Annotated in this window: 13 protein-coding genes and 9 pseudogenes; 12 read left to right on the forward strand and 10 right to left on the reverse strand. The window is 57.6% G+C overall.

The window, feature by feature from the left end; genetic code table 11:
• Window positions 1–89: 89 nt before the first annotated feature.
• The gene (locus FXB41_RS15035; protein ID WP_219682292.1) at window positions 90–1,124 is read right to left on the reverse strand and encodes an IS110 family RNA-guided transposase; all 1,035 of its coding nucleotides are present in this window, start codon (window positions 1,122–1,124) and stop codon (window positions 90–92) included.
• Between the two features lie 504 nt (window positions 1,125–1,628).
• On the opposite strand from FXB41_RS15035, the gene FXB41_RS15040 reads away from it, so the two are divergent.
• Window positions 1,629–2,381, forward strand: a complete 753-nt coding sequence (locus FXB41_RS15040) for a serine hydrolase domain-containing protein (protein ID WP_219682293.1) — start codon at window positions 1,629–1,631, stop codon at window positions 2,379–2,381.
• Window positions 2,382–2,926: 545 nt separating this feature from the next.
• Window positions 2,927–3,292: pseudogene (locus FXB41_RS15045) on the forward strand (IS5 family transposase); the annotation flags it as partial.
• A 498-nt stretch (window positions 3,293–3,790) separates the two neighbouring features.
• On the opposite strand, the gene FXB41_RS40735 reads toward FXB41_RS15045, so the two are convergent.
• Both FXB41_RS40735 and FXB41_RS41485 read right to left on the reverse strand, forming a co-directional pair.
• Window positions 3,791–4,114, reverse strand: a complete 324-nt coding sequence (locus FXB41_RS40735; RefSeq protein WP_246648858.1) for a hypothetical protein — start codon at window positions 4,112–4,114, stop codon at window positions 3,791–3,793.
• A gap of 162 nt (window positions 4,115–4,276) precedes the next feature.
• Window positions 4,277–5,514: pseudogene (locus FXB41_RS41485) on the reverse strand (IS701 family transposase).
• Between the two features lie 400 nt (window positions 5,515–5,914).
• On the opposite strand from FXB41_RS41485, the gene FXB41_RS15060 reads away from it, so the two are divergent.
• The 8 genes and pseudogenes from FXB41_RS15060 to FXB41_RS15095 form a co-directional block, all read left to right on the forward strand.
• Complete coding sequence (locus FXB41_RS15060) at window positions 5,915–7,213, forward strand: NtaA/DmoA family FMN-dependent monooxygenase (RefSeq protein WP_219682294.1); 1,299 nt, start codon at window positions 5,915–5,917, stop codon at window positions 7,211–7,213.
• A gap of 65 nt (window positions 7,214–7,278) precedes the next feature.
• Window positions 7,279–8,967, forward strand: a complete 1,689-nt coding sequence (locus FXB41_RS15065; protein WP_219682295.1) for an ABC transporter substrate-binding protein — start codon at window positions 7,279–7,281, stop codon at window positions 8,965–8,967.
• Window positions 8,964–9,926 (forward strand): ABC transporter permease, encoded by a 963-nt coding sequence (locus FXB41_RS15070; RefSeq protein ID WP_219682296.1) that lies wholly within the window; start codon window positions 8,964–8,966, stop codon window positions 9,924–9,926. The genes FXB41_RS15065 and FXB41_RS15070 overlap by 4 nt, the downstream gene beginning before the upstream one ends.
• Complete coding sequence (locus FXB41_RS15075; protein WP_219682297.1) at window positions 9,923–10,804, forward strand: ABC transporter permease; 882 nt, start codon at window positions 9,923–9,925, stop codon at window positions 10,802–10,804. Before FXB41_RS15070 ends, FXB41_RS15075 begins: the two co-directional genes overlap by 4 nt.
• Complete coding sequence (locus FXB41_RS15080) at window positions 10,801–12,534, forward strand: dipeptide ABC transporter ATP-binding protein (RefSeq protein ID WP_219682298.1); 1,734 nt, start codon at window positions 10,801–10,803, stop codon at window positions 12,532–12,534. Before FXB41_RS15075 ends, FXB41_RS15080 begins: the two co-directional genes overlap by 4 nt.
• Before the next feature lie 177 nt (window positions 12,535–12,711).
• A pseudogene (locus tag FXB41_RS15085) lies at window positions 12,712–13,950 on the forward strand (ISL3 family transposase); the annotation flags it as partial.
• A 218-nt stretch (window positions 13,951–14,168) separates the two neighbouring features.
• Window positions 14,169–14,334 (forward strand): annotated as a pseudogene (locus tag FXB41_RS41960) (transposase); the annotation flags it as partial.
• 253 nt (window positions 14,335–14,587) lie between these two features.
• Window positions 14,588–14,854 (forward strand): annotated as a pseudogene (locus FXB41_RS15095) (ATP-binding protein); the annotation flags it as partial.
• 359 nt (window positions 14,855–15,213) lie between these two features.
• Here the strand turns inward: FXB41_RS15095 and FXB41_RS15100 are convergent.
• The 6 genes and pseudogenes from FXB41_RS15100 to FXB41_RS15125 all read right to left on the reverse strand — a co-directional run.
• Window positions 15,214–15,875: pseudogene (locus FXB41_RS15100) on the reverse strand (YggS family pyridoxal phosphate-dependent enzyme).
• Between the two features lie 293 nt (window positions 15,876–16,168).
• Window positions 16,169–17,017, reverse strand: a complete 849-nt coding sequence (locus FXB41_RS15105) for a pantoate--beta-alanine ligase (RefSeq protein ID WP_246648860.1) — start codon at window positions 17,015–17,017, stop codon at window positions 16,169–16,171.
• A 47-nt stretch (window positions 17,018–17,064) separates the two neighbouring features.
• The gene (locus tag FXB41_RS15110) at window positions 17,065–18,219 is read right to left on the reverse strand and encodes a class I SAM-dependent methyltransferase (protein WP_219682300.1); all 1,155 of its coding nucleotides are present in this window, start codon (window positions 18,217–18,219) and stop codon (window positions 17,065–17,067) included.
• Window positions 18,220–18,246: 27 nt separating this feature from the next.
• Entirely contained in the window at window positions 18,247–19,734 is a 1,488-nt protein-coding gene (locus FXB41_RS15115) for a pentapeptide repeat-containing protein (protein ID WP_219682301.1), read from the reverse strand.
• Between the two features lie 1,062 nt (window positions 19,735–20,796).
• Window positions 20,797–21,567: pseudogene (locus tag FXB41_RS15120) on the reverse strand (integrase core domain-containing protein); the annotation flags it as partial.
• Window positions 21,563–21,841 (reverse strand): annotated as a pseudogene (locus FXB41_RS15125) (integrase core domain-containing protein); the annotation flags it as partial. The pseudogenes FXB41_RS15125 and FXB41_RS15120, both read right to left, overlap by 5 nt.
• Before the next feature lie 510 nt (window positions 21,842–22,351).
• On the opposite strand from FXB41_RS15125, the gene FXB41_RS15130 reads away from it, so the two are divergent.
• Both FXB41_RS15130 and FXB41_RS15135 read left to right on the forward strand, forming a co-directional pair.
• Window positions 22,352–22,582: a reverse transcriptase domain-containing protein gene (locus tag FXB41_RS15130; RefSeq protein ID WP_246648862.1), complete on the forward strand. Its 231-nt coding sequence runs from the start codon at window positions 22,352–22,354 to the stop codon at window positions 22,580–22,582.
• 120 nt (window positions 22,583–22,702) lie between these two features.
• Window positions 22,703–23,310 (forward strand): annotated as a pseudogene (locus FXB41_RS15135) (IS110 family RNA-guided transposase); the annotation flags it as partial.
• A 99-nt stretch (window positions 23,311–23,409) separates the two neighbouring features.
• Here FXB41_RS15135 and FXB41_RS15140 read toward each other — a convergent pair.
• Window positions 23,410–24,042, reverse strand: a 633-nt coding sequence (locus FXB41_RS15140; protein WP_283843429.1) for a TCP-1/cpn60 chaperonin family protein, incomplete at its 5' end; no start/stop codon positions are given.

Consider the following 24,042-nt stretch of genomic DNA (forward strand, 5'->3'; position numbering starts at 1 on the left):
ACCTGGTTCTTCCGGCCCCGTCTCGCCGACTGTTGCGCCATACCCTCCTTCGACCGACTACATCTCTGACGACCTCAGGCCCCCCAAGATCAAGCCTTGGCTGAGACCGGAGCCCTGTAGTTTTCGCGCTTTACAAGTAATGCCCAGACGATCCGGGCCATCTTGTTCGCAAGTGCGACCGTTACCAGCATGCGAGGTTTGCGGGTCAACATCTGTTCGAGCCAGGAACCCTTTGGCGCTCCGCGTTTGCTCGCCTGTTGCACAACGGCGCTGCTGCCGATGATGAGGAGGCGCCTGAGCGTTCGCTCCCCCATCTTGGACGTCGCGCCAAGCCTCTGTTTGCCACCCGTCGATTTTTGAAGAGGCGTGAGACCCAACCAGGCGGCAAAGTCGCGCCCCTTGGTGAAAGTCTCGATCGGCGGCGCTAGGGCGGCGATCGCGGTGGCGGAGATCGGGCCGACGCCAGGAATGGTCATCAGTCTGCGCGATACCTCGTCTTCGCGAGCGCGTCGCGTGATCTCCTTGTCGAGATCCGCGATCTTGCCATTCAACTCGGCGAGAAGGTCTAGCATCACTCGGAACATGGGACGGGCCGCATCGGGAAGGGAGCTGGCCATCGCTTCTTCCTCGATCAGGTCGGCAAGCGTCGCCACATGCGATGGCCCCTTGGGCGCTATCCAACCATATTCCGTGAGGTGTCCTCGGACCGCGTTGATGAGCTGGGTTCGCTGCCGCACCAACAGGTCCCGGGTTCGAAACACCAGACCCGCAGCCTGCTGCTCTTCACTCTTCACGGCAACGAACCGCATGTTCGGCCGCTGCGCAGCTTCGCAGATCGCCTCAGCATCGATTGCATCATTCTTTTGCCGCTTTACAAACGGCTTCACATAGGCGGGCGGGATCAGCCGAACCTGATGGCCAAGCTGCGTAAGCTGCCGGGCCCAGTGATGGGCTCCGCCACATGCCTCTAAAGCTACCGTGCAACTCGGCTGAGCTGCGAAGAAATCCAAGAGCTTTCCTCGGCTGATCCGTTTGCTGAATACAGCCTGTCCTTTCCCGTCCGCTCCATGTGCGTGGAAAACATGCTTGGCGATATCCAGACCGATTGTGCTAACCTGCACCACGGACGCCTCCCTTAAGTGGTGCTAAACACCTCCACTTTGCCTCATCGATGCCGTCGGCGGGGCGTCCACCCCATCATAAAATAACCGCGTGAATCGATGTCCGCTTGTCCCCCAAGAGAGCGGCGCGAAACCGGACGTTGTCGCACTTCCGAGAAGGGTCAATCGCGTCGATCAGCGACCGTGCCGCCTATGTCCAGTCTACCCAACAAAGCGGACTTCGGTCACCGCCCAAGCCTTTTCGCCTTTGGGAAGAGTAAACTCTCTACTCAATTGCAAATTGCTGCGGTAATAGGGCGGGGGCATCTACGAAAACATTGCGTACATGATGAGCTACCACCGCGATCACGACAAAATAAAGCGTTGCGCTAGTTATCTACCTCACTGCGCTGGGCTTGGCTTGCATTAGTACCACTGAAGCTCAGGAGATGAGGCCTTCAAGCATGGCGTACCCCATATCTCAATGGGAAGCCGTAGAAACCGAAGGTAGCAGGCTGGTCCGAGGATTTGCTGGAGAAGGCACGAATCTATTCGGCGGCCAGCGGTTCAAGCGCCGTTATGATAATCCATCGTGGACGAGTGGTCGCCGAATGGGGTGACACGCACGGTAGGGTGGATGTCGCGTCGGTGCGCAAGAGCTTGCTCAGTGCGCTGCTCGGGATCGCTATTGAAGAAGGACGGGTCAAGCTTTCGGATACGCTTGGCCAGCTCGGGATCAACGATAAGCAACCCAGCTTAACGCCGACTGAAATGCAGGCCACGGCTGCCGATCTTCTGACGTCTCGCTCAGGAGTCTACCACGCCATTGATCTGGAGCCTCCGGCTGTGGCGGCACAGCGGCCACCGCGCGGCAGCCACGCCCCGGGTGAGTTCTGGTATTACAATAATTGGGACTTCAACGCTGCTGGATCAATTTACGAACAAGTGGCCGGGGCGGGAATCTTCAACGCATTCAAACAACGTATTGCCGACCCCATTGGAATGCAAGATTTCAGTACGGAAGCCTGCTACTATGGCGAGACCAACGTTTCCAACCACAGGCACTATGGATTTCGCATCAGCGCGCGCGATCTCGCACGCTTCGGGCTACTTTACCTGCAGGGCGGCCGCTGGAATGACAACAAGTTGTCCCTGCGAATTGGGTTCAGGATAGCGTCAAACCACAGGCAAAGCCGCACAACGCGCTTTTTCCGGGCCGGGGATATGGCTACTTGTGGTGGTCGGGCTTTGCTAGCGACTATGCGCCTACGGTGCCTTTGAAGGAAACGTTCTACGCCTTGGGCTTCGGCTCGAAATATCTTTTCGTTCTTCCGGCACGAGACATTGTCATCGTGTGACATGGAACGTGAGCATTGGCCATGGGTGAGCGACTTTCAGATCGGTCGGTCATTTGGCTGGTACTATCCGCGGCGCACGTCGATAACATAGGCCCAGATACTTCCGTTGCAACGGCAGTCTTGTCATCGGCCGACGTGCTGAAAGGCTCTCTATCCGGAAAGACCCTTCGCTACGCTGAGACGGCTCCCGACGGGCCATACTTCATGCGCCTCGCCTCTGACGGTACGGCGTCTTTGCAAAAGGGCGAAGCACGCAAACAAACCTACTCTGGTAAGTGGTGGGTCGATGGCAACAAACTCTGCCGTGGGTGGGACAAATTTCATCCCCGTTTCGATTGCTGGCCCGCCGGGATAAGCCGCTCTACCATCAGTCTGTATGGCGATTACGATACCATGTTCTTGCAGGGGTCTCTTGAAACTGAATGACCGTGTTCAAATGCCTTCCGTCTCGGGTCAAAAGCAGCGGACGCGGTGGTCGATGGCAACGCTCTCCCTGTACGGCTGGCGTTGAGCCCCGGCGAGGCGCACGACGTTCGATCGGCCGGAAAACTGCCGTCCCGTCTTAAATCCGGATCAATGCTGCTTGCCGACCGAGGCTATGACGCCGACTGGATCAGAGAGCTTGCCATGAAGAAGGGCGCATGGGCCAACATCCCACCGAAAAGCAATCGCAGCGATCCGATCTGCTTCAGCCCGAACCTCTACCCCGCTCGCAATCACGTCGAGCGGTTCTTCAACAGGATCAAGCAGTGCTGCCGGGTGGCGACGCGTTACGAGAGGCTCGCCGCCAACTACTGTGCATTTGCTCGACTCGCGTCAATCCGGTTGTGGCTGCGCCTCATGAGTCCGCGTGCCAGGCTGGCGCCAGAACCGAGTGCTGTGATTGTTCAGCCCGCGGGTTCAAGCGCGCATTCGTTGCGCCTCGGCTTGGCAGTGGTTCGTCAACGTCTTCTAGTCGATGACCAGATCGTGCCGCCTTACCACTTTGATACGCGCCTGAGTGTCAGACTGAGCTATCGGTGGCGCGGGGCCGTCGACGACGAGTGGGACATCCGGTAGCATAACGTTCGTCCATAAGGCAGATCTACGTCTCGACTATTCGATGCTCGCCCCCCAAGCGAAAGCCAAGCGCAGCGAAGCAAGAGCAAATCGGCAGACCAAGCTGTATGAAACATGGCAGCACCTGATGAGAGGCGTGCTCTATTCGGTCAGAGATGATAGCGAATTTTGGCGCGCCGGAAACGCGAGGCTGTCGTGTTTCCGCTATGCGCCTTCAAGCGCTAAGGTGGTCAGGAAGTCGACGGACTGCCCCGATATTGGTGATCGGCCCATTCAGTCGGGCTCGCCGATGACAGCGATCCTTGCCACCCGCGTATAAAAGGCCAGCTCGGTGTCGTTCTCGATCGTATCATCGAGCAACGTCTTCATGTCGCTTTGATCCGAAGCCGACTGAAATGGCCCTGGCTGACGCTCGATCGCCAGCACCGCGATCGCGAGCGCTTTTTTCACCAGATGCAGGTCGCGTCCTGTGAATTCGGCCATGCCGGCCTCCTCAACCGCACATCGACTCACAATCCATTCTAGCCGATCAGCCACTGCACCGTGACGGCAACGATGTTCCAGCCGGGAGCCACGCAGCCAGACAACCAGCCGCATGTTTGGCGGACACCGCCCCGCGGCTTTGCCTACTGCGTCATAATTTTCACCGACTTCGAGGTGAGATTGGTCTGATGCAACAAGGGCATCGAGATAGTGTGGACACGAGAGCCGCGTTCAATCTTCTCCGAACGGTGGCAATCTCAATTTGGGACGTGTCGTTCAGGCCGCAATGGCGGATCCCCTCGGTCGATTAGTTTCGGGAATTGCAGCTTCCTTGAACAGCTTGGTGGAGGCTGTTTCTGAGGGGGGATCGTTTCTCGCTCGGAGACCAGAAAATCCGTAGGCGGCAATGCACAGTGTTGCGTAATGGTGGAAGCCACGCCAGCTTCGCCCCCCGAAGTGGCCAAGGCCAACTTCCTGTTTGACTTCGTGGTAGTCGCGCTCAATGCGCCAGCGCAGCTTGACGATATCGACGAACTGATGGAAGCCAATGTTCGCCGGAAGCGTTGACAACCAATATTTTCTCGGCGCCTCCTCGCCCTGCCGGCCACTCGATCAGCAGCCATTCCTCCGGCCGGCGCGCCAGTAGTCTCGATCTGCCGGACGGACGCGCACACGGGCAAAGCGCGAGGACAACCGTTCTGCCGTACCCTCACGCCACGTGATCTTGTGCCAAGCATGTGATGGCAGGCCGATCGCAAGCTTCTTGGCCGAAATCGGCCGGTGCTTGCTGTCACGCCGCAGCAACTTTGGAGGTCGCCCGTTCCCCGACCATTTCTTCGGCGGCCGCGGCCCAGTTCCAAGCGTCCATACCGATGTTTGTGGCAGGGTGCCAGCCACATAGCTCAGGCCAGGTGCGGTGATATCTCCACGCAGAGCGGTGTCGGTGCCATAGCTGGGTCCATCAGTACCACGCCGCGCGGCAAGCCGGCCGCACAGGCCCAGCGCAAATGATCGAGTGCAATTGCCGGCTTGAGAAGGTAATCTCCTTGGGTATACCGGTTTTGCGCCGACGTGTACGGTCCGTCACCCACTCCTTTGGCAGATATAGACGATAGGCCACCGGCAAGCTCGCATGATGGCCGCAATATTGCCGTGCAACCCCGACCGAATGCCGGCCCTTCTTGGGAAAGCCCGTATCATCGATGATCCAAGCTTCGATCGGCCCGTTCCGTTCGATGTCCGGCAGCACCATCTCGCGGACCTTGGCCAAAACCTGCTGGTCCGACCAGTCGCTTTGACCGACAAAATGCAACAACGACTGATGTTGCGCTGCTGTCCGATCAGGAGCCGTGATCGCCGCCATCGGATCGACACTCTTGCGATGCAAGGCATCATCAGACCGGTGCAGTAATCGCGAAGTGGTTTGACTCGGTCCGCATGCCGATCACGCTCGTAAGACCCTCAACATACGCCGAAAACCGCGACGCCACGTCCCTCGATTTTGCCAGACCGATCTCAGCCTCTCCGCATGCTGAAAATTGAGTGTTTTCAAATATATGATTCTTCTCGGCAATAGCCCCGACGCTCTGACTCAGTAAGAATAGTGACGGAGCTTATCGTTCCGCGCTATGAGGTGTTCCCGAAATATATTAGTTATTCGGCGGCACGAATTGAAAAGCGCATTCTTATTTTTCTTCCGCCGTTGACGCTGGTCGACCACTATGTCGATGTGATGATCGTTAGAACCTCGCGCGGTGGCGTTTGTTGGGGCCCAGTTGCGCCGCGTCTTGCCAAAGCGCCACGACAGGTTCATGGCTCCGAAAATAGAGAGGGCTGCGATGACGTTTTTGACTCTCCTGTGCACGACCAACGGTCGCGCATCTGTCGCGTGATGATGTCGAGGGGGCGCAGAAATTGCCATCGATTGAACCTGAGCTTCGTCTTGCCCTGAACCTACATGGCGCAGGGGGGCATGCAGCAGCTTGGCGGTGGCCTGGAAACCCTCCGGGGGCATTCTATGACATCGAACATTACGTACGAGCCGCAAAGGTCGCCGAACGGGGGAAGCTCGACGCGGTTTTCCTTGCCGACACGCCAGCGCTTAATCTGGCAATCGACAAACATCCCCCGCTCAATGGTATCGAACCGACGATTACGCTTGCCAGCATTGCACGAGAAACAAAATTTGTCGGCCTGATCGGCTCGGCATCTACCACCTACAACGAACCATATAACCTGGCGCGCCGATTTCAATCGCTTGACGTCGTCAGTGGCGGCCGTGCGGCCTGGAACGCCGTCACGACATCCAATGTCTATACGGCCAAAAGCTTTGGCGGCAGCGAGCTATCCCGTGATGACCGTTATTGCCGCGCCGAAGAATTCGTAGAGGCCGTGCGAACCCTCTGGCATAGCTGGGGGGAGGGCGCTCTTGTCCTGGATCAGGTGTCAGGGCGGTTCGGCGATCCGAGCCGATTGCAGACGACGAGGCATGCCGGCAAGTTCTTCGACATCAGCGGCCCGCTGACACATCCGGGCTCGAGACAGGGACGGCCCGTCATTTTCCAGGCCGGCGGATCGGATCAGGGGCTTCAGTTTGCGGCCCGAAGTGCCGATGCAGTGTTCTCATCGACAGGCAATTTGGAGATCGCCTTAAGCGAGGCCGAGCGCCTACGGTCGTTTGCTTCTCAACACGGACGCCGGGCGCCGCTAATCCTGCCCGGCATCGTCACTTTCATCGGCGGGACCGAAGAGGAAGCAATCGAGCGCAAGGTGAAGCTTGACAACCTTATCAACTTTGACGTCGCCCTTCATTCGCTGGCCATGCGTTTCGGTATTCCTGCCGAACGCCTGAAGATCGACGAGCCCATCCACCTCAACTTACTGCCGCGACATGCGGATCCGGTTTTTTCCGTCGGCCAGCATCGTACTGTCGAAGCGCTCGTGCGCTCCGGCAAAACCGTCCGCGAGATCATCGTAGAGGCGCCTGCTTACGGTCACCGAGTGCTCGTTGGATCGCCGGAACAGATTGCTGCTTCCCTCGAAGAGTGGTTCCGGGTTGGCGCAGTGGACGGGTTCAACGTCATACCGGATGTTCTGTCCGACGGCACTCCTGCGTTCGCCGATCATGTTGTTCCCGTTCTCCAGCGGCGCGGCCTGTTCCGCTCTGATTATCGAGGCGAGACGCTGCGTGAGCATCTGGGCATTCCACTGTAGGGTGAGCGCGCCGCACAGGTCTCCGCCGCCTGAGTTTTTCTCCTGTACCTTATTCGGAGCTCATCATGTCTAAGTTGGCTGCCGTTCATTCGGCGCTTCTCTTGAAAAAGCTGAACCGTCGTCTGAAGTCTCACGCCGCAATCATCGCCATCGCGGTTTCGGGCCTTTCGATAGCGAGTGCAATGCAGACCGAAGACGCCTCCGCTGGCAAGTCGCAATCGGGCGTGATTATCCGATACGGACACTTCCAGGAGCCGCCATGCCTTTATGGTGGTTGGGTGCAGCAGTGGTACCTTCAGCGTCAATTTAGCGACAATCTGGTTGCTAGGGCTGAAGACGGAACGATCCTGCCTTGGCTTGCGACCGCGTGGACCGTCTCCGACGATCGCAAAAAGTACACCTTCCAGATTAAGCCCGATGTAAAATTCACAGACGGGACGGTTCTGGACGCCCAGGCGATTGTCGACAATATTAATGGATGGCTGAGCGACAATGCGGAGCTCCAGAATCCCACCGCCGGTCCTTATCTCAGGAGCCTCTTCGAATCCGCGGCGGCGACCGGCCCGCTGACGCTCAAGATTACGTTGAAGACGCCCTTCGAGCCGCTGCTGAATGTCTTTGCGCAGTCGTCGCAAGGCATCTTATCACCAACGGCGCTTAAGCGTGGCAAGGCCGTGAACTGCGAAAGCCCGATTGGTTCTGGTGCGTTCATTGTAGAAAAATGGAACCGCGGCAAGAACGTCATATTCCGTCGTAACCCTAACTATAATTCGGCACCGGCCAATGCCAAGCATCAAGGCCCAGCATATGTCGAAGGAATTGAGTGGCGTTTTCTCGCTGATCCCACGATACGCTACGGCTCACTCCTCACCGGCGAATCCGACGTTGTCTATCACATCCCGGCCGTAAACTGGCAGGACGCCAATTCCCGGTTCAAGGTCGTGCGCCACATCACGGGTGGAACGCCGCTTCGGCTTGCGTTGTTCTCGGCGCGGCCGCCTTTCGACGACATGCGTGTTCGACAGGCTTTTGCTTATGCCTCCGACCGAAGTGCTGCCGTTCAAGCGGCGTTCCTCGGCTCTCTGCCCTATGAGGGCAATTTTTCTTTAAGCCAAAGCTCGCCGGAATATATCAGGGAGCTGTCAAAGTCCTATTCCTATGACGTCGATAAGGCGAACAAGCTCCTCGATAAGGCCGGATGGACAGAGCGCGATGCAAACGGCATTCGCAGCAAGAACGGCAACCCGCTTATCATACGCATCACCTACACCAACGCCTTCTCGCCTCCGGACGGCGATCAGGTCCTGCAGATCATCCAGCAGCAAGCGAAGGCTGCAGGGTTCGATGTACGGCTCCAGCCGACGAACCAGGCCGATTTCTGGGCAGGAAAGAATCTCGGCCCAAACGACTATGAAGTGCTTCCACTGTATTGGGTTGCGCCGGGCGCTGAGATCTATCGCATTTCGTACAAGCCTGACCTGAATGGTGTGCGCAACCCCTTCAACCCGTCCCGCTATCAGGATTTGACCTTGTGGGACATCATCCAGAAGGCTGAACAGGTCGCTGAAAAGCCGGAACGCATCGCGCTTTATCAGCAGGCGGAACGCCGGATCGTCGAGAACGCACCGTCCCTGAGTTACACGGTTTTGGACGTCACCCTCGCTTCTGCCGATAACGTTAAGGACATCTGGCTCGACGGTGGGTCGGTGGGCGAGCCGGTTTTCTCGGACGCATATTTCACCGATAAGAAATGAATGCGACGAAGACGATAGGCGATCGAAGCTTGTGGCTTGTGCGCCGGCTCTTGTCCGGCTTGATCGTGGTCTGGGCCGCGGCGACATTCACGTTCTTCATGCAGTTTCTGATGCCTGGAGAACGCGCACAGATCATCTTCAATGCAAATAGCGGAAACATCGGAGAGATTCCTCCGGACCAACTGCTCGCAATCAACGCCAAATATGGCTTTGATCAGCCCGTCATCGCGCAATATGGAAACTATATATGGGATGTGATGCACGGAGACCTTGGGCAGTCTTACGTTCAATATCAACCTGTCACCGAGTTGATTGCGCATCAGATCGGACCTACGATTGCGCTCGCTTTCGCTGCGATGTTGACAGCATGGATCATCACCATCACAACCACGGTTCTTTTCGCCGGGCGCGACAACATATGGTCCAAGGCGATTGGTGGGTTTCAGGTCTTCTTAGCAACCCTGCCGCCCTATTGGCTGGCGACAATCCTGCTGGTTGTTTTCGCGATACAGCTTCGTTTGTTTCCTGTCGTGGGCGGCAACACCGTCATGGGCCTCGTTCTGCCAACGATGGCCTTGGCTTTGGAAATCTACGGCTTCCTAGGTCAAGCGGTTCTGCGTGAATTCACGCGGGTTCTTGAACAGCCTTTTATCACCTCGTCGAGAATGCGCGGTACGGGAGATTTCAGCGTCCGGTTACGTCACGGCCTGCGCAATGCCGCCTTGCCTGGTATTACCCTTTCGGGCTGGATAATAGGCAAGCTGCTATCCGGCGCGGTACTGATCGAAGCGGTCTTCGGCCGTCAGGGGCTGGGCGGCGTCCTTGTCGCTGCGACGTCCTCACGCGATGTCCCCGTCGTGTCAGGGGTGATTTTGGTTTCAGCTGCGCTGTTTGTCGCTGCCAGCCTCATCGTGGACCTCACGTATCAGCTCATCGATCCGAGGATAAAAGCGGCATGACTTACGCCACTACCTCCGCCGGAAATGAAAAAGCGTTCGTAACTGCGAGAGTGCTGACGGCCGCTCGTACTTTTCCGGTGCTGGTCTATATCGCGACCGCCTTCATCGCGTTCTTCTTCATCGCAGCGGTCGAGCAGAAACTGCTTCAGACGCATGACCCATTGGCGCTGGATTTAATGTCACCGCTCCAAGCCCCGTCAAGGGCCCATTGGCTGGGGACGGACCAGTCCGGACGAGATCTCTATTCCCGGATCGTGGCGGGGACGGGTCAGTCTCTTTCGATTGGACTGGGGGCGACTGCACTCAGCCTGACCGTCGCGCTCATCCTTGGTGTCACGGCGGGCCTGTCTGGCGGCTGGATCGACAATGTGCTCAGCCGGTTCTTCGATGTCCTATTCGCCCTTCCCACTCTGTTCCTTGCGCTTCTCTTCGTTTCGTTGTTTGGCACGACGGTCTCGACGCTCATTGTCGCTGTCGGCATTGGAACATCACCCGGCTATGCGCGAATGGTGAGGGTGCAGGTTCTGAGCGTCAAAGCGACGGGTTATGTTGAGGCGGCAAAGGTGTTGGGCCACTCGCCCCAGCGCATCCTGTTCAACCATATCCTCCCCAACGCAATCGGCCCACTTGCGACAATGTTCACGCTCGGTATCGGGCAAGCCATCATTTGGGCATCCGGCCTTTCGTTTCTTGGGTTGGGAGTCGCGCCCCCGTCATCAGAATGGGGCGCACTGCTCAACGCCGGCCGCAACTACGTGATCTATGCATGGTGGCTCGAGATCATGCCTGGCATCGCTATCGCTATATTCGCACTCTCAGTCACTGTCATTGGACAGTACGTGCAGCAACGCCTCGAAGGAAGGATTGATCTTCCATGAACGTGACCTATTCCGCAGCCTTGTTCCGACAAAATGCCACGCATCTCCCGGTCAGCGATCCGTTGCTCACGGTAGAGAACCTGGACGTTTCCTTCGGGCCGGCGCATGCGCGGCGGGCTGTGGTGAAGGGAGTCTCTTTCACGGTTGAAGAAGGCCGGTGCATCGCCATTGTCGGCGAATCGGGATCGGGCAAGAGCGTTACGGCTCGGACATTGGTGGGCCTTACCGGTCCGCGCTCTCATGTCCAAGCTGACCGTCTGACTTTTCAAGGGATGGACATCGGTCGCTTGGGTGACAAGAAATGGAGGGCTTTGCGCGGCAAGCGCATCGGCTTCGTGCTGCAGGATGCGCTGGTGTCGCTCGATCCGCTAAGACCAATTGGCAAGGAGATCGGCGAAACGCTGCTGGCTCACCGTGCAATCAGAACACGCGCGGAATTGACAGAACGGGTGCTTGACCTTCTGAAACTCGTGGGCGTGCCCGAGCCGGCGGTCAAGGCGCGGCAACTTCCTCATGAGCTGTCGGGGGGGCAGCGGCAACGAGCCTTGATCGCGACGGCAATAGCTCTCGATCCGGCTCTTTTGGTCGCAGACGAGCCCACGACGGCACTGGACGTCACAATCCAGGCTCAAATCCTGAATCTGCTCAGCGAAACCCGCGAACGCGGCAAGGCCATGATCCTTATTAGCCACAACCTTGCCGTGGTATCGCAGATGGCTGACGATGTCATAGTGATGCGTCACGGCGAAATCGTCGAGCGCGGCTCATCAGAACAGATTTTTGGCGATCCGAGACATGAGTATACGAAATGCCTTCTTAAGGCTATCCCATCCGTCCGGTCACGAGGAAAACGTCTTTCGTCCTCATCGGCGCCGCGCTTCATCTCCGCTGAAGGGGAAAACATAAAAGGGCTGACTCAATCGGACATCGCACGGCCCGGTAGGCCGCTGCTTGAGGCGGAACGGCTCGTCAAGCGCTTTCGTGGACCTGACGGTCGGCTGCGTACCGTTGTCAATGACGTCTCGTTTAGCCTCGGGTACGGAGAGACGCTTGGCATCGTTGGCGAGTCAGGGTCGGGGAAAACGACCGTGGCGCGTATGGCACTCGCGCTCGAGATCCCGGACGAAGGAGAGGTGACATTCGAAGGCGCACCGTGGACTTCGGCGACTGAAAAAGAGCGCTGTCTCCGGCGATCGAGTATCTCGGTGATCTATCAGGACCCTCTCAGCTCATTTGATCCGCGCTGGACGATCGAGCGCATCGTCGATGACGCCTTGACTAAACGCGACGGAGGATCTTCCCTCGACCGAGCCAGTCGACAATCCGAGGTCAGCGAGTTGCTTGATCTTGTGGGGCTGTCGCCTGCGTTCAGGACCAGGCGCCCGCTCGAACTGTCAGGCGGCCAACGCCAACGAGTTGCGATTGCCCGCGCGCTTGCTCCTCGCCCGAAGATCATCGTATGTGACGAACCGGTCTCGGCACTGGATGTCTCAATCCAGGCGCAAATCCTCGATCTGCTTGGCGACCTGAAGTCGCATTTGGGTGTCAGCTATCTCTTTATCTCGCACGATCTTGGCGTCGTGCACCACCTTAGCGATCGTGTTCTTGTCATGAATCATGGGGACGCCGTCGAAGCAGGCGGAGCAGACGACGTATTTCTACAACCTCGGCAACCTTATACGAGGAGGCTGGTCGCGGCCGTTCCGCGATTTCACTTCCAGGCTGCGTAGAAGCAACTAAAGCTCTAGCACCGGGACGAGGCGCACGCTTTGCGACGTTAAGCGTCATCACCCCGTGCCCGCCAACGATGCCGAAGACGGATCGGTCATCTATACTCCCGTCGAGAATCCCATGCGACCATGGTGCTCAAAGCAGGTAACGGTGGTGCTTTTCGTGTGGTTCGGCTACAAGTGATGGTCGTGGAGCGCAGCCAGTGGCAACTTAAGCACTGGCGTCGGACGGCACGGCTCGAACACATCGTCCATCACCTGGGGTTGGCGCTCGGCGGCCGGCCGGCAGCCAGCTTCGCCAAGCGGCTCATGCTGCCTGTCAGCAACGATACCTTGCTGCGGGTGGTCCGCCGGCGGACGGCGATGCCGACGGATCCATTGCTTGTTGTGGGTCTCCATGACTGGGCGTTCCGGAGAAACCGTCGGTACGGGACCATCGTGTGCGATTTGGAGCGTCGGCGGATCGTTGCCTTGCTGCCCGACCGAGAAACGGCGACCGTTCAGGCGTGGCTGTCGAAGCACCCGGGCATCAACATTGTGTCGCGAGATCGCGGTGGTGGATATGGCGAGGCAGCAGCCAAGGCGCTGCCGCCCGCCATCCAGGTCGCCGACCGCTGGCATCTGATGGAAAACGCGAGCGCGGCCTTCCTTGATGCGGTGCGCCGCTCCATAAGCAAAATCCGAACCGCAATGGGGGCGACGACGATCGATCTTAAACTGCTGACCTGCGCGGAAAAGCTTCGCTATCAGGGCTATCTGCGGCGCCAGGACAGCCATGCCGCAATCGCGGCTCTTGTCAGCGACGGTGTGCCGCTCAAGGAGATCGTCCGCCGCACAGGACATAGTCGCAATCTGGTTCGCCAAATTAGCCGCCGCGGCGGTACGGATATTTTCCGCACCCGTCAAAGCACCCGGGATGGGTACCTGTCGTTTCTGGACACGCAGTGGTCAAGCGGCTGTCGCAACGGTGCCGCACTCTGGCGCCGTTTGAGAGGGCAAGGCTTTAAGGGATCACTGCGCGTGGTGGGGGAATGGGCCACGCGACGGCGACGCGCCGAGACTATCAGCCGTCAACAATTGCAGAAGGTCCCCGCTGCCAGGACGATAGCGCAGTTGATGACGACGAAGCGCGACCACCTAACCAAGGCCGAGACCGTCACGGTTGCCGCTATTGAACAAAGCGTTCCTATGCTGGCCGATGCCCACGCTCTCGTTGGCCGCTTCCACGCGATGGTCCGAAAGAGGGCCGAGGTCGAGCTCGAATCTTGGATAGATGAATCCAAGCGGAGCCTCATTGGCTCATTCGCGAATGGCATCGCCAACGATAAGTGCGCGGTGCACGCGGCAACCACGCAACCATGCTCCAATGGCCAAGTGGAAGCTCAGATCACCAAGCTCAAGCTGGTCAAACGCTAGATGTACGGGCGCGCTAAGCTCGATCTCCTTCAAGCGAGACTGATTGGCGCGCCATAAAAACAAACACGATCATCGAATATGCGTCAGAGCCCCGATTGGATGCCGATCACCCCGAAAACGGGGTCCTTATTCCATGCCGAAACACAATCCATGAGCATATCTGGCAGCAAGAGAGCAAATTCGACGACGAGGTCCGCCGATTGGCGAAGTCGGACGAGACGACGCGTCGCCTGATGACGTTCCTGGTGTCGGGGTAGTGACCGCCTTAACGTTCCGCCTTACGATCGACGACCCGTCCCGCTTCCGATCGGCCTCGACAGTTGGCGCCTATCTCGGCCTCACACCTCGGCGCACCAACCGGGTGAAAGTGACACTATGGCAGGCCGCTCTGACGCGCGTACTTTTGGTAGAGATCGGCTATGATAGCTTCATCGACTGCACTTCCCCGTTTGAGGGGTCGATGACGTCGAGTGTTCGAGCATGGTTGTCCCCTTTTGGATGGTTGGGGGAACCACGCTAACGCCGTCAGTTATGTTGAGTAGGAACGGTCGAAGCGGCTGTTAATAGCGGGGAGATCGATACGGCTTCACACAACTGTGTGCTCCACATAAGTCCAGTCACGTTGAGCTCAACGTGACTTGACGATTGGGGATTGTCAGTGCTCACCGCCGCCGAACGGCGCGACCTACTGGAAGTCCTCGAGGGCCGCCATGTCCGCGCCTCCACCATCGTAACCAGCCAACTCCCCGTGGACACATGGCACGAAGTTATCGGAGACCCAACCTACGCCGACGCCGTCCTCGATCGCCTCGTCCACAACGCTCACCGCCTCCAGCTTGTCGGCGAAAGCGTGCGAAAACGCAACGCCAAAACCATCGCCCTTGACGAGCAGTCAGAACGCTGACTCTATCACCGCCTCGGCCGGAGCGGGCGGCTCACAATCCTCTGAAGTCGGCGCTCATGATCGCGCGAAAACACTGCTCACCATCAGTGAAATATGCACTGTAATCATGCAATAGCCAACCTCTGCAAGGCGGCCGCCCTCGGATGGGTACGCCGGAGCGATACAATGGCGTACCCGATACGTTTCGACATGAGGCCTCCACGTTCGTGCTGGGCGGCTTGTCCGTCAACCTGTCTCAGACGTTCGGTTCGGGCGGCAAACCGCTATTGGCCGGCCATCCATACCTTTGTAATTATGGAGGCCTGCACTCTGGATGCTTGGAGCAGCTCGCTCTACGAACTGACGTGTGTTGCCCTGTCTTAACTCGAAACGTGACCTGCTCTTCGAGCAAAGATGCCAGAACCTACGCGCACATGCGTCGCCCCATACTGGATTGCAATTTCGAAATCTGCACTCATTCCCATCGAGAGTAGCTTCAGATGATCCACTTCGGCAGTGACGCGGAAAGGCATCTGCGGCTCCTCCTTGAGGGGTGGCATGCACATCAAGCCGGAGATCGGCAGTCCGTACTCGCTTCTGCAGCGCGCTATAAAGTCATCCGCGCCATCCGGAGCTATTCCCCCCTTCTGCGGCTCCTTGCCGCTGTTCAACTGCACAAACAGCCTTGGCCGATGACACTGCTTCGACCACACCTTGACGAGAGCTTCACATAGGCTAGGACGGTCTGAGTGAATCGCTTGAAAGAGCCCCACGGCCTCCTTCGCCTTATTCGACTGCAGAGGCCCCCGATGAGATGAAGATTCACACTCGGACAGCTTTCCAGTAGGGAGCGCCACTTCCCTTTCGCCTCCTGAACCCGATTCTCCCCGAAAACATTGTGGCCAAGCGCCAAGACGGGACGAACGTATTCGGCGGAAACCGTCTTGGATACTGCGATCAGCGTGACCAACGTCCGCTCGCGGCGCGCTCTTTTGCAGGCCACTGTGATCTTTTGATCCACCTCATCGAAGTGCGCTTCCATCTGACCGGATCATTCATACAGCTCATGTCAAACCGGCTCCCATCCGCGCGGCGGCTGCGGCTTCAAGTCCAGGCTCTCCCTGCGAACTCCCCCGACTGACAATCCTTGCACCGACGACGCGACCGTTTCGCCGGAACCCCGAACAACTAATTCGGCATGATTCACCGCTTGAAAGCGCCTCGCTCTGCCATTTTTGATCGCCCATGGGCATGTACCAAGAGCTTTTTGCATGAGTTCGTGAGCCGACGAGGTCGATCCGGTCCGTCCCTTGATTGTGCATAGTCGTTAAACCCTCATCGTTTAGGCAGCTCGATCCAGACGTCTGGAGGACCATCCAAGAGTGTTGCGCGATCTGGAACAAAGATGTTGTCAAAGACCCTGAGGCCACGAGCCAGCACCGCTCCGATGATTATGAAGGGGAGCTCAATCTGCTCTTGATCTTCAAAGCTGTCAGCGCCAACAATTCGAAGAAACTCCAGTTCAAACCGTCGGAGGGTGATCAGCGACCTTGCCGATTTTATCAGATCTTTGACGCAAGACGCTCCTTGGGCGATCTCTTTCCTCAGATGGTTTAGCGCCGTGTAGAGGCACGACAGCTCATCAAGCTCAGAATGGTTGAAGCGTCGCAAACTCGATGAAACTGGCACTCCATTTTTGGCTCTCACCGTCGGCACGAGTCGTACTTCGCAATCAAGAAGCAGGTCTGCGACGGCTCGCCTCACGAGTAGCGCCTGTCCGATATCCTTCAAACCAAAATAGCTGCGAGTTGATCGCGTATAACAGATCCAACGGATGCATCCAGTGACCGCTTCCTTTAAGAACCCTTGAGGGCCGTCTAAACGAATTGGATAATCGCCCTGCGACACAAATGTTCGGTATCCCGACGGAAACATCTCGGTGTCATTTGACGAAATCACAGCAGACGCACCAGCACGTAGTGCAAACGCAACATCTTCCTCTAAGTTGAAATCATAGCTGACGCCCGGCTCAAACTGGATCTTGTTCGGGTAGACTGTTACAATCGCCACGTCGTTTTCGATTGCGGCCCTCCTAATTAGTTCTGCGTGGCCCGCATGCAAGGCGCCCATGGTTGGCACTGCGCCAATGCTTTTGCCTCGCCTCACCAAGTCCGTGATGAACATCTTGCCATCTGGCAGAGAAGATAGATGCATATTGCTTGCTCGCTCTGTTAACGCACAGGCGCACAGGTCGCTTGACAACGACAACTGTGGGCATGGCGCCATTGTTGCCCACGATCTGCTAGAATCGTTCTTAAGGTGGAGCTGGAAATTTTGGCGGTGCCACTCGGTATTAGCTGAAAGAAGTTGAAACGAGGACCCGCGTTAGGTCGGCAAAATACTTTCGAGCAGGCCAGTTCAGATTGTCCGATTACGTCAAGCAAGCTTTCGCGATCGTGCGGAAACCCCTGGGCTGTAAAGATGTCCACGAGATAAAGATCGGCATCATTCTTCACTAGATCGTAGCAGAGCTCCGGTTCCCCCAAGATGAAGGCCTTAAGTCCCTTTGCAAACAGCTTATTGTATTCGTTCAGAATTGAGATAACGGCATCCCGGCCATCGCGGAAATGTTCGTGTAACACGCCAACTGCCGTCAGGACATCTGCTGACGTGCATTCGGCAGGCCAACTATCGATGTCAAACGCGTCGCCTACAAGGAACTGAATTCGATCGGCCAGTTTTAAGTCCGCTGCCGCCTCCTGGGCGAGCTTAATCGCAGGAGCAGAGATATCCAACCCAATGCCCTTCAGCCGAGGAGAGCGAAGGCACGCGTCCATCAGGAACTGGCCAGCACCGCAGCCAACATCTAGAATCGTTGTTGCATCGATTTCGGTCAAGGCTCTGGGGACGGTGTCGGTATGGTACTCACCGAACAGGGTGGCACAATGCTCTCCTAGGGCGCCGCCATCTCGCAGCACGTCGAGCCCATATGTTGCCTGTCGTGTGATGAGAGCATCCAGCCGAGATACCACTGGGCCGTACGCTTCTACGTAGAAGCCAATCTGCGCGAGACTAACGTTCGAGAAAAGTTCCTTTCGCCTGCTTGTGAGCTTATACCCTTCATTGGACACGACCAGTAGACCATGTATCGCGAAATATTGGAGGAGGTGCGAAAGCAGATGCGGATCGCCTAACTGGCAGCCTGGGTCAATAGCCAGCTCGATCGACTGGTGCTCAACGAGATATGACGCAAGACCGACGCGACGGGCCGCATCGACCGCATAACACAGGTTGAAGGCGGCAATTAGCGACAACGCGCCTGACCGTTCACTCGCAGCCCATGACGCATCTTGCTGTTCTTCTTTCAATTCAATCAACCGCGACATCGTTTCTCTCGGTTGGTCTTAGTCGGATCAAGTCGATCCCTTTCGGCCACGTCTCATCAACGATGAGAACTCAGCCAGATACTCTGAGGGTCCATTTTGCTGCTTTTCAGCCCCCTTCAATGCAACATCGAGCCCGGGACATCGGTCTGCAAAAAAGGGGGGCTCAAATGTCGTGACTTTTGCGCCGGAAAAGTCGGTCTTTACGAAGCTTGCCTGGAACGGTGACATCCCACTCAAGTTCGCGTTGATGAGAGACGATTGATTCATCCGCACGTATGCGGCACGCGTCGCCTCCAGGTTGCTGTCGCTCATTCCCGCCGCTATATACGACTGGACGAGATTGGCTCCCTCGAGATTGACATGATTCAACGCCATTGATTGCGGGGGATCACCGGTAATCATCGATCGGTAGAGATAAGCCTGTGAGAAGTCTGAATTTGTCATGTCGCAGTCGCGTATAAATGCGCAGCGAGCACGAAATCCGTTGAACTTTGCGGATCGCATTGTACTCTCGGAGATGGAAATCGCTTCCGCTGACACACGAGACAGGTCGGCTTTATCAAGCTGACAAGAGCGAATAGACGCGCCGTTCAACACCGCCCCTACGAGGTTAGCGTTGTCTAAGTTGACGGATAGGAGTCGAGCCTCCGTTAAGTCTGCCTGCTCGAGCTCCGCCTTTGACAGATTTGAGAGGCTGAACTCAGCAAACGGAGCGCTTAGTCCTTTTGCAAGAATATGTCCGGCTACTTTGGAGAACCTCAGATAAGGAAGATGGGCGCTCTCTAAAACGAGGTCATTGACTGACGTGGGGCGCATGATCGATAGGCACTCACCCCTTGACTGGAAGAACGAGCATCCAGCCAGATGCGCTTTCGTCAACGTCACCTGGTTCAACTTAGCAAATCGAAAAGAAGCATGAGGGAGGAAGCATTCATTGATGCTCGTTCCTTGCAGTTCGGCGCCATCGAAGACGGCATGGTCCGCATCACACTGGTAGAAGAGAACGCCACTCAATAATGCGTTGTCGAAACGCGCTCTTCTCATGCTGCAGCCGTGAAAGAGGCTTCCAGTTGCATCGATAACGTTGCGCAAGCTTGCACCGTCGAAATTGCACACTTGCGCGGCAATTGCATGCATATACGCGAAGTCGAGATTGACGCTGCGGAAGCTCGTCTTCTCTAGGCCTGCGCAGATAAGGTTGGACTCGGACAGATCGGCTCCATCCAACGTCGCACCGTGGAGTTGCGCGCGGTTCAGAGTACATCGTCGCAACGAGACTCCTGATAGATCGAGACCATTTAAGTTTTCGGAGGATAGCTGTAAGCCGGCCCCTGTCTTCTTGATCGCCTCCTCGGTTCGCGTCTTAATCGCCGCCAATGCGGACGACCGATCGCGGGCCCGGCAGCAGTAGCGGAGAAAGTCACCGTCTGAAGAGGAGTTAGTTCTTGGAAAGAGCCCTGCCGCAGCTTCTTCCCGCACGCTGACGTCGCGGTTGCCTTCGACAGCTTGTGACATTGTCGACCTTTCTATGAGGCGTGATTAAGAGCGGGCTTTCTTAGCGTTTTTTTGTGCTCGACGGTTTCTGATGAGGCCTTGAACTTGTTGGTTAGCACGACAACGAGCCGGTCAAATGGTGCGGAAGAGCGAAGCTGTCCACGCGCGTCTTTGGCCTCTCCACTTCAAGCAGTGGTTATCCGTGATCCATCGCTTCATTGGCGGTACTCGATTCGTAATTCTCGGTTGCGATCGCTTGTTTTGCGACGTTTATGGCCTTGGAGGGAGTTTTGGCGCGCAGAACCCAGGTTCGTTGAGGCACACTTAGAACTGCCCGCGACGATCGGACTCTTGCGTCGCGCCGTACTTGAGACGCCTGCGCGTCCCAACGATTGGTCGACTTGACGAGGCTACCCTCTCCGCAACATGCAACTTGTTTCAGTGGGCGACGGGGCACCCGTCTATATCTTGCGCGTCTGCGTCCCCGACCGACTTCTGAAGAGCAACGTCCGTGCCAACTGCCTCGCTCCTGTTTAAGCGCCCTGAACAATCTGGAAAAGATCGAAATGGGGCCACTGACACAATGTTTTAGAATTGACAGGATCTGTGTCTCGCTGTCAGGAAGTGAACAATAGGCGCAAGGCTCACACCTGCAGGCGACATTTGCTAGAGAGCCATTTCAATATGCGATGTCCGAAAAGGCGTAACTGGGATGCGCCGGGCCGTCGGGCGCGTCCCTCAGCCGTATCGCGGTGTTATTGCACGCGTTGCAAGGCGGCAATCTTCGAAAGCTCGGTGACCTCACCGGCCTTCACGACCATCGGGCAGAGCGGGTTGCCGGCAGGAGCGTCGGCCATAGCGGCGAACTCGTTCGATGGAGTGGCAAATGCCCCCTTGCCGCAATCACGGTGGCGATTCTCGGTGCGTACTCGAGCAACGACGGGAACGATAAATGATCACGTGCAGTCACCGGTTCGTCACAGACGATCATGGCAGGCCTTGGAGCGATCGCGCGGGCAATCGCGACACGCTGGCGTTGACCGGCCCGAGAGTTCGAGCGGCCGGCGAGCCAGGAGATGGGTGCTAGGTGTTTAGTCCCGGCATTTGCTGGAGCGGATTAAGTTTGAATCGTTCCGGCTGGGAAGTCCAGCATTTGCAGATGTATTCTTAGGGCGTGAGGCCCTTCAGGATCTTCAGCTGTCGAGCGTAGTTGTAGGCGTTGATGAAGTCGGCGAGGTGAGCTTCGAGCTGATCGTGTCGATCGTAATAGGAGCGTTGTACGGTGGCTTCCTTGATCGTGCGGTTCATGCGCTCGACCTGGACCATTGGTCCGGGGATGCTTCATCTTGGTCAGCCGATGTTCGATGGCATTCTCTTGGCAGCGCAAATCGAACATATTGTGTCAGGTATCGTGCCGTCGTGCCGTCGTGCCGTCCGCGTAGCGCGGCGGGAAGGTGAACTGGATTCCATTGTCGGTGAGAACCGTATGAATCTTGTAGGGGACAGCCGCGATCAGAACTTCGAGGAAGGCCGAGGCGGAGGTCCTTCCCGTCTTCCTGACCAGTTGCACGAAGGCGAGCTCGTGCGACCGATGGCGACGTAGAGGTAGAGCTTGCCTTCAGCGGTCTGAAGCTCAGCAATGTCGATGTGGAAGTAGCCAATCGGGTAAGCCTTGAACTGTTTCTTCGCAGGCTTGCTGCCTTCGACCTACGGCAATCGGCTGATGCCGTGGCGCTGGAGACAGCGATGCGGGGATGATCGCGTCAGATGCGGGATGGTCGATTGGAGCGCATAGAGGCAATCGTCGAGCGGCAATAGCGTATGCCGCCGGTGACCTGCCATCGAACTTTCATCCGGCGGCGGTTAGAGTCTCGGGATTTTGTACGCCAAGTGGCGCGGGTGGAGCAACGGACGATCGGCGGAGCTGGTCGGGGCTGCGTAGCCGGTCGTCCGTTGCGGTGAGGTGGGCGGCATAGGCCGCGGGGGTGAGGTAGTTCAGCGATGAGTGAGGCGGCTGGATATTGTAGTCGGCGATCCAGGCGGCGATTTTGGTGCGGGCGTCGTCGAGATCGAAGAACAGGGTCTCGTTGAGTAGCTCATCGCGCATCCGGCCATTGATGGGGAAGACGGCCCCGCTCCCCCGGAGCCGGCGATATACTCGCGCTGGACGGAACCGCTAACAGGAGGAATGCAGCAATGGAAGTCAGCACAATTGGGTTGGAATCTCGAAGCACGTATTCCACATCCATGCAGTTAATAGCCAAGGCCAAGTGAGCAATCGCCAACGCCTACGGCGAGGCGAGATCATGTCGTTCTTCTCCTCGCTCGCACCTTGCCTGGTCGGCATTGAGGCCTGCGCCACCGCTCACCACTGGGCGCGCGAGGTTCGGCGGTTTGGACAGGATGTGAGATTGATTCCGCCGGCCTATGTAAAACCCCACGGTGCGCCCCGACGGCGCGCATTACCAGTGGAGGAAGGATCCACCCAGAGAATTGTCGATTGATCTGGTAGCTGACGAGCGGTCTGGACGAGCAATCGGACGGACCGAAGCCTCGTGACAAAGGTCGCCTTGTGCGGCCGAGCAATCCAGCGGGCCATAACGTGAGTGAAAGCGGGATAGCGACCGGGAAACGGCGCATGAGCGGCGGTAAGAGCAACAAGCGTGGCACGCCACAGGGTGGTGTCATCAGTCCGCTGCTCTCCGTCATCTACATGAACCGGTTCCTGAAACGTTGGCGTCTCAGCGGTCGGCGTGAAGCATTCCATGCCCAGGTTATCTCCTATGCCGACGACTTCGTCATTCTCAGCCGCGGCCACGCGGAGGAAGCATTGACGTGGACGAAGGCGGTGATGACCAGCTTGGGTTGACGCTCAACGAGACTAAAAGCTCGGTGAAGAATGCCCGATTGGAAAGCTTTGACTGATGGGCGGGGAGAGGAAACGGAACGCGCAACAAGCGCGTCACCGCGCCTCTCCTCGACTCTACTCCGGCGAGGAGCCAAGAACGAAGCCGCTGACGCGGCAGCGATCTGCGAAGCGGTCACCCGCCCAAATATGCGGTTCGTTCCAATCAAGAGCGTCGAGAAAAGGGCTTCTTGATGCTTCATCGCGCAAGAGGCCTGGTGGTCCGTCAGAGAGCCATGACGGCTTGCGATATCCGAGCTCATTTTGCTGAATTCGGTATCGGGCAAGGCCGGCAAAGAGTGGATGGTCTGGTGGACTTGCTGAACGATGAGGAGCTGACGCTACCGACCCATGCCCGCATCGCAGTGACTGTTCTTGTGAACCAACTGAAGGAATTGGACCGGCAGGCCGAGGCCATCGAGCGTGAGCTGGCTGACATTCAGAGAGTAAATCCGATGGCGAAGTTGCTGTCCTCGATTCCCGGCATCGGTCCCATAACGGCCACGGCCCTCGCCGCGACCGTGCCGGACCCGACCATGTTCCGCTCCGGGCGAGAGTTCGCGGCTTGGCTGGGCCTGGCGCCTAACTTGACCTCCACCGGCGGGAAAGACCGGCTCGGCCGCATAACGAAGCAAGGCGATTCCTATCTCCGGCACTTGCTTGTCATCGGGGCACGCAACGTCGTTCGGTATGGTCTGTTCATACTGGCAGAGTGACGAACTTGAAAAAGCGCAAGCAAAAAAAGACCCCGGCATTTTTCTGCCGGGGATTTCACTTCAGAGAAAGTTGGATCAGAAGTCCATGCCGCCCATGCCGCCGCCCGGAGGCATTGGGGGCGCGCCGGTGTTCTTCTTCGGCAGCTCGGCGACCATGGCCTCGGTAGTGATCAGCAGCGCCGCCACGGAGGCAGCGTTCTGGATCGCGGTGCGCACGACCTTGGTCGGGTCGATAATGCCCTTGGTGACCAGGTTGCCATACTCGCCCGTCTGCGAGTCGAAGCCATAGGCGTACTGCTCCTTCTCCAGGATCTTGCCAACGATGACGGAACCGTCTTCACCGGCGTTGACCGCGATCTGGCGGGCGGGAGCCGACAGTGCCTTGCGCACGATCTCGACGCCGGTCTTTTGATCGTCGTTCTTGGTGCGCAGCCCCCTGAGCTGCTCGGAAGCACGGAGCAGGGCGACGCCGCCGCCCGGGACGATGCCTTCTTCCACAGCCGCGCGGGTCGCATGCATCGCGTCATCCACGCGATCCTTGCGCTCCTTCACCTCGACCTCAGTCGCGCCGCCGACGCGGATCACCGCGACGCCGCCAGCGAGCTTGGCAAGACGCTCCTGGAGCTTTTCACGGTCGTAGTCCGAGGTGGTTTCCTCGATCTGCGCCTTGATCTGAGCCACGCGCGCCTCGATGTCGGCCTTCTTGCC

The organism is Bradyrhizobium canariense, assembly GCF_019402665.1.
GTDB classification, from domain to species: Bacteria; Pseudomonadota; Alphaproteobacteria; order Rhizobiales; family Xanthobacteraceae; genus Bradyrhizobium; species Bradyrhizobium canariense.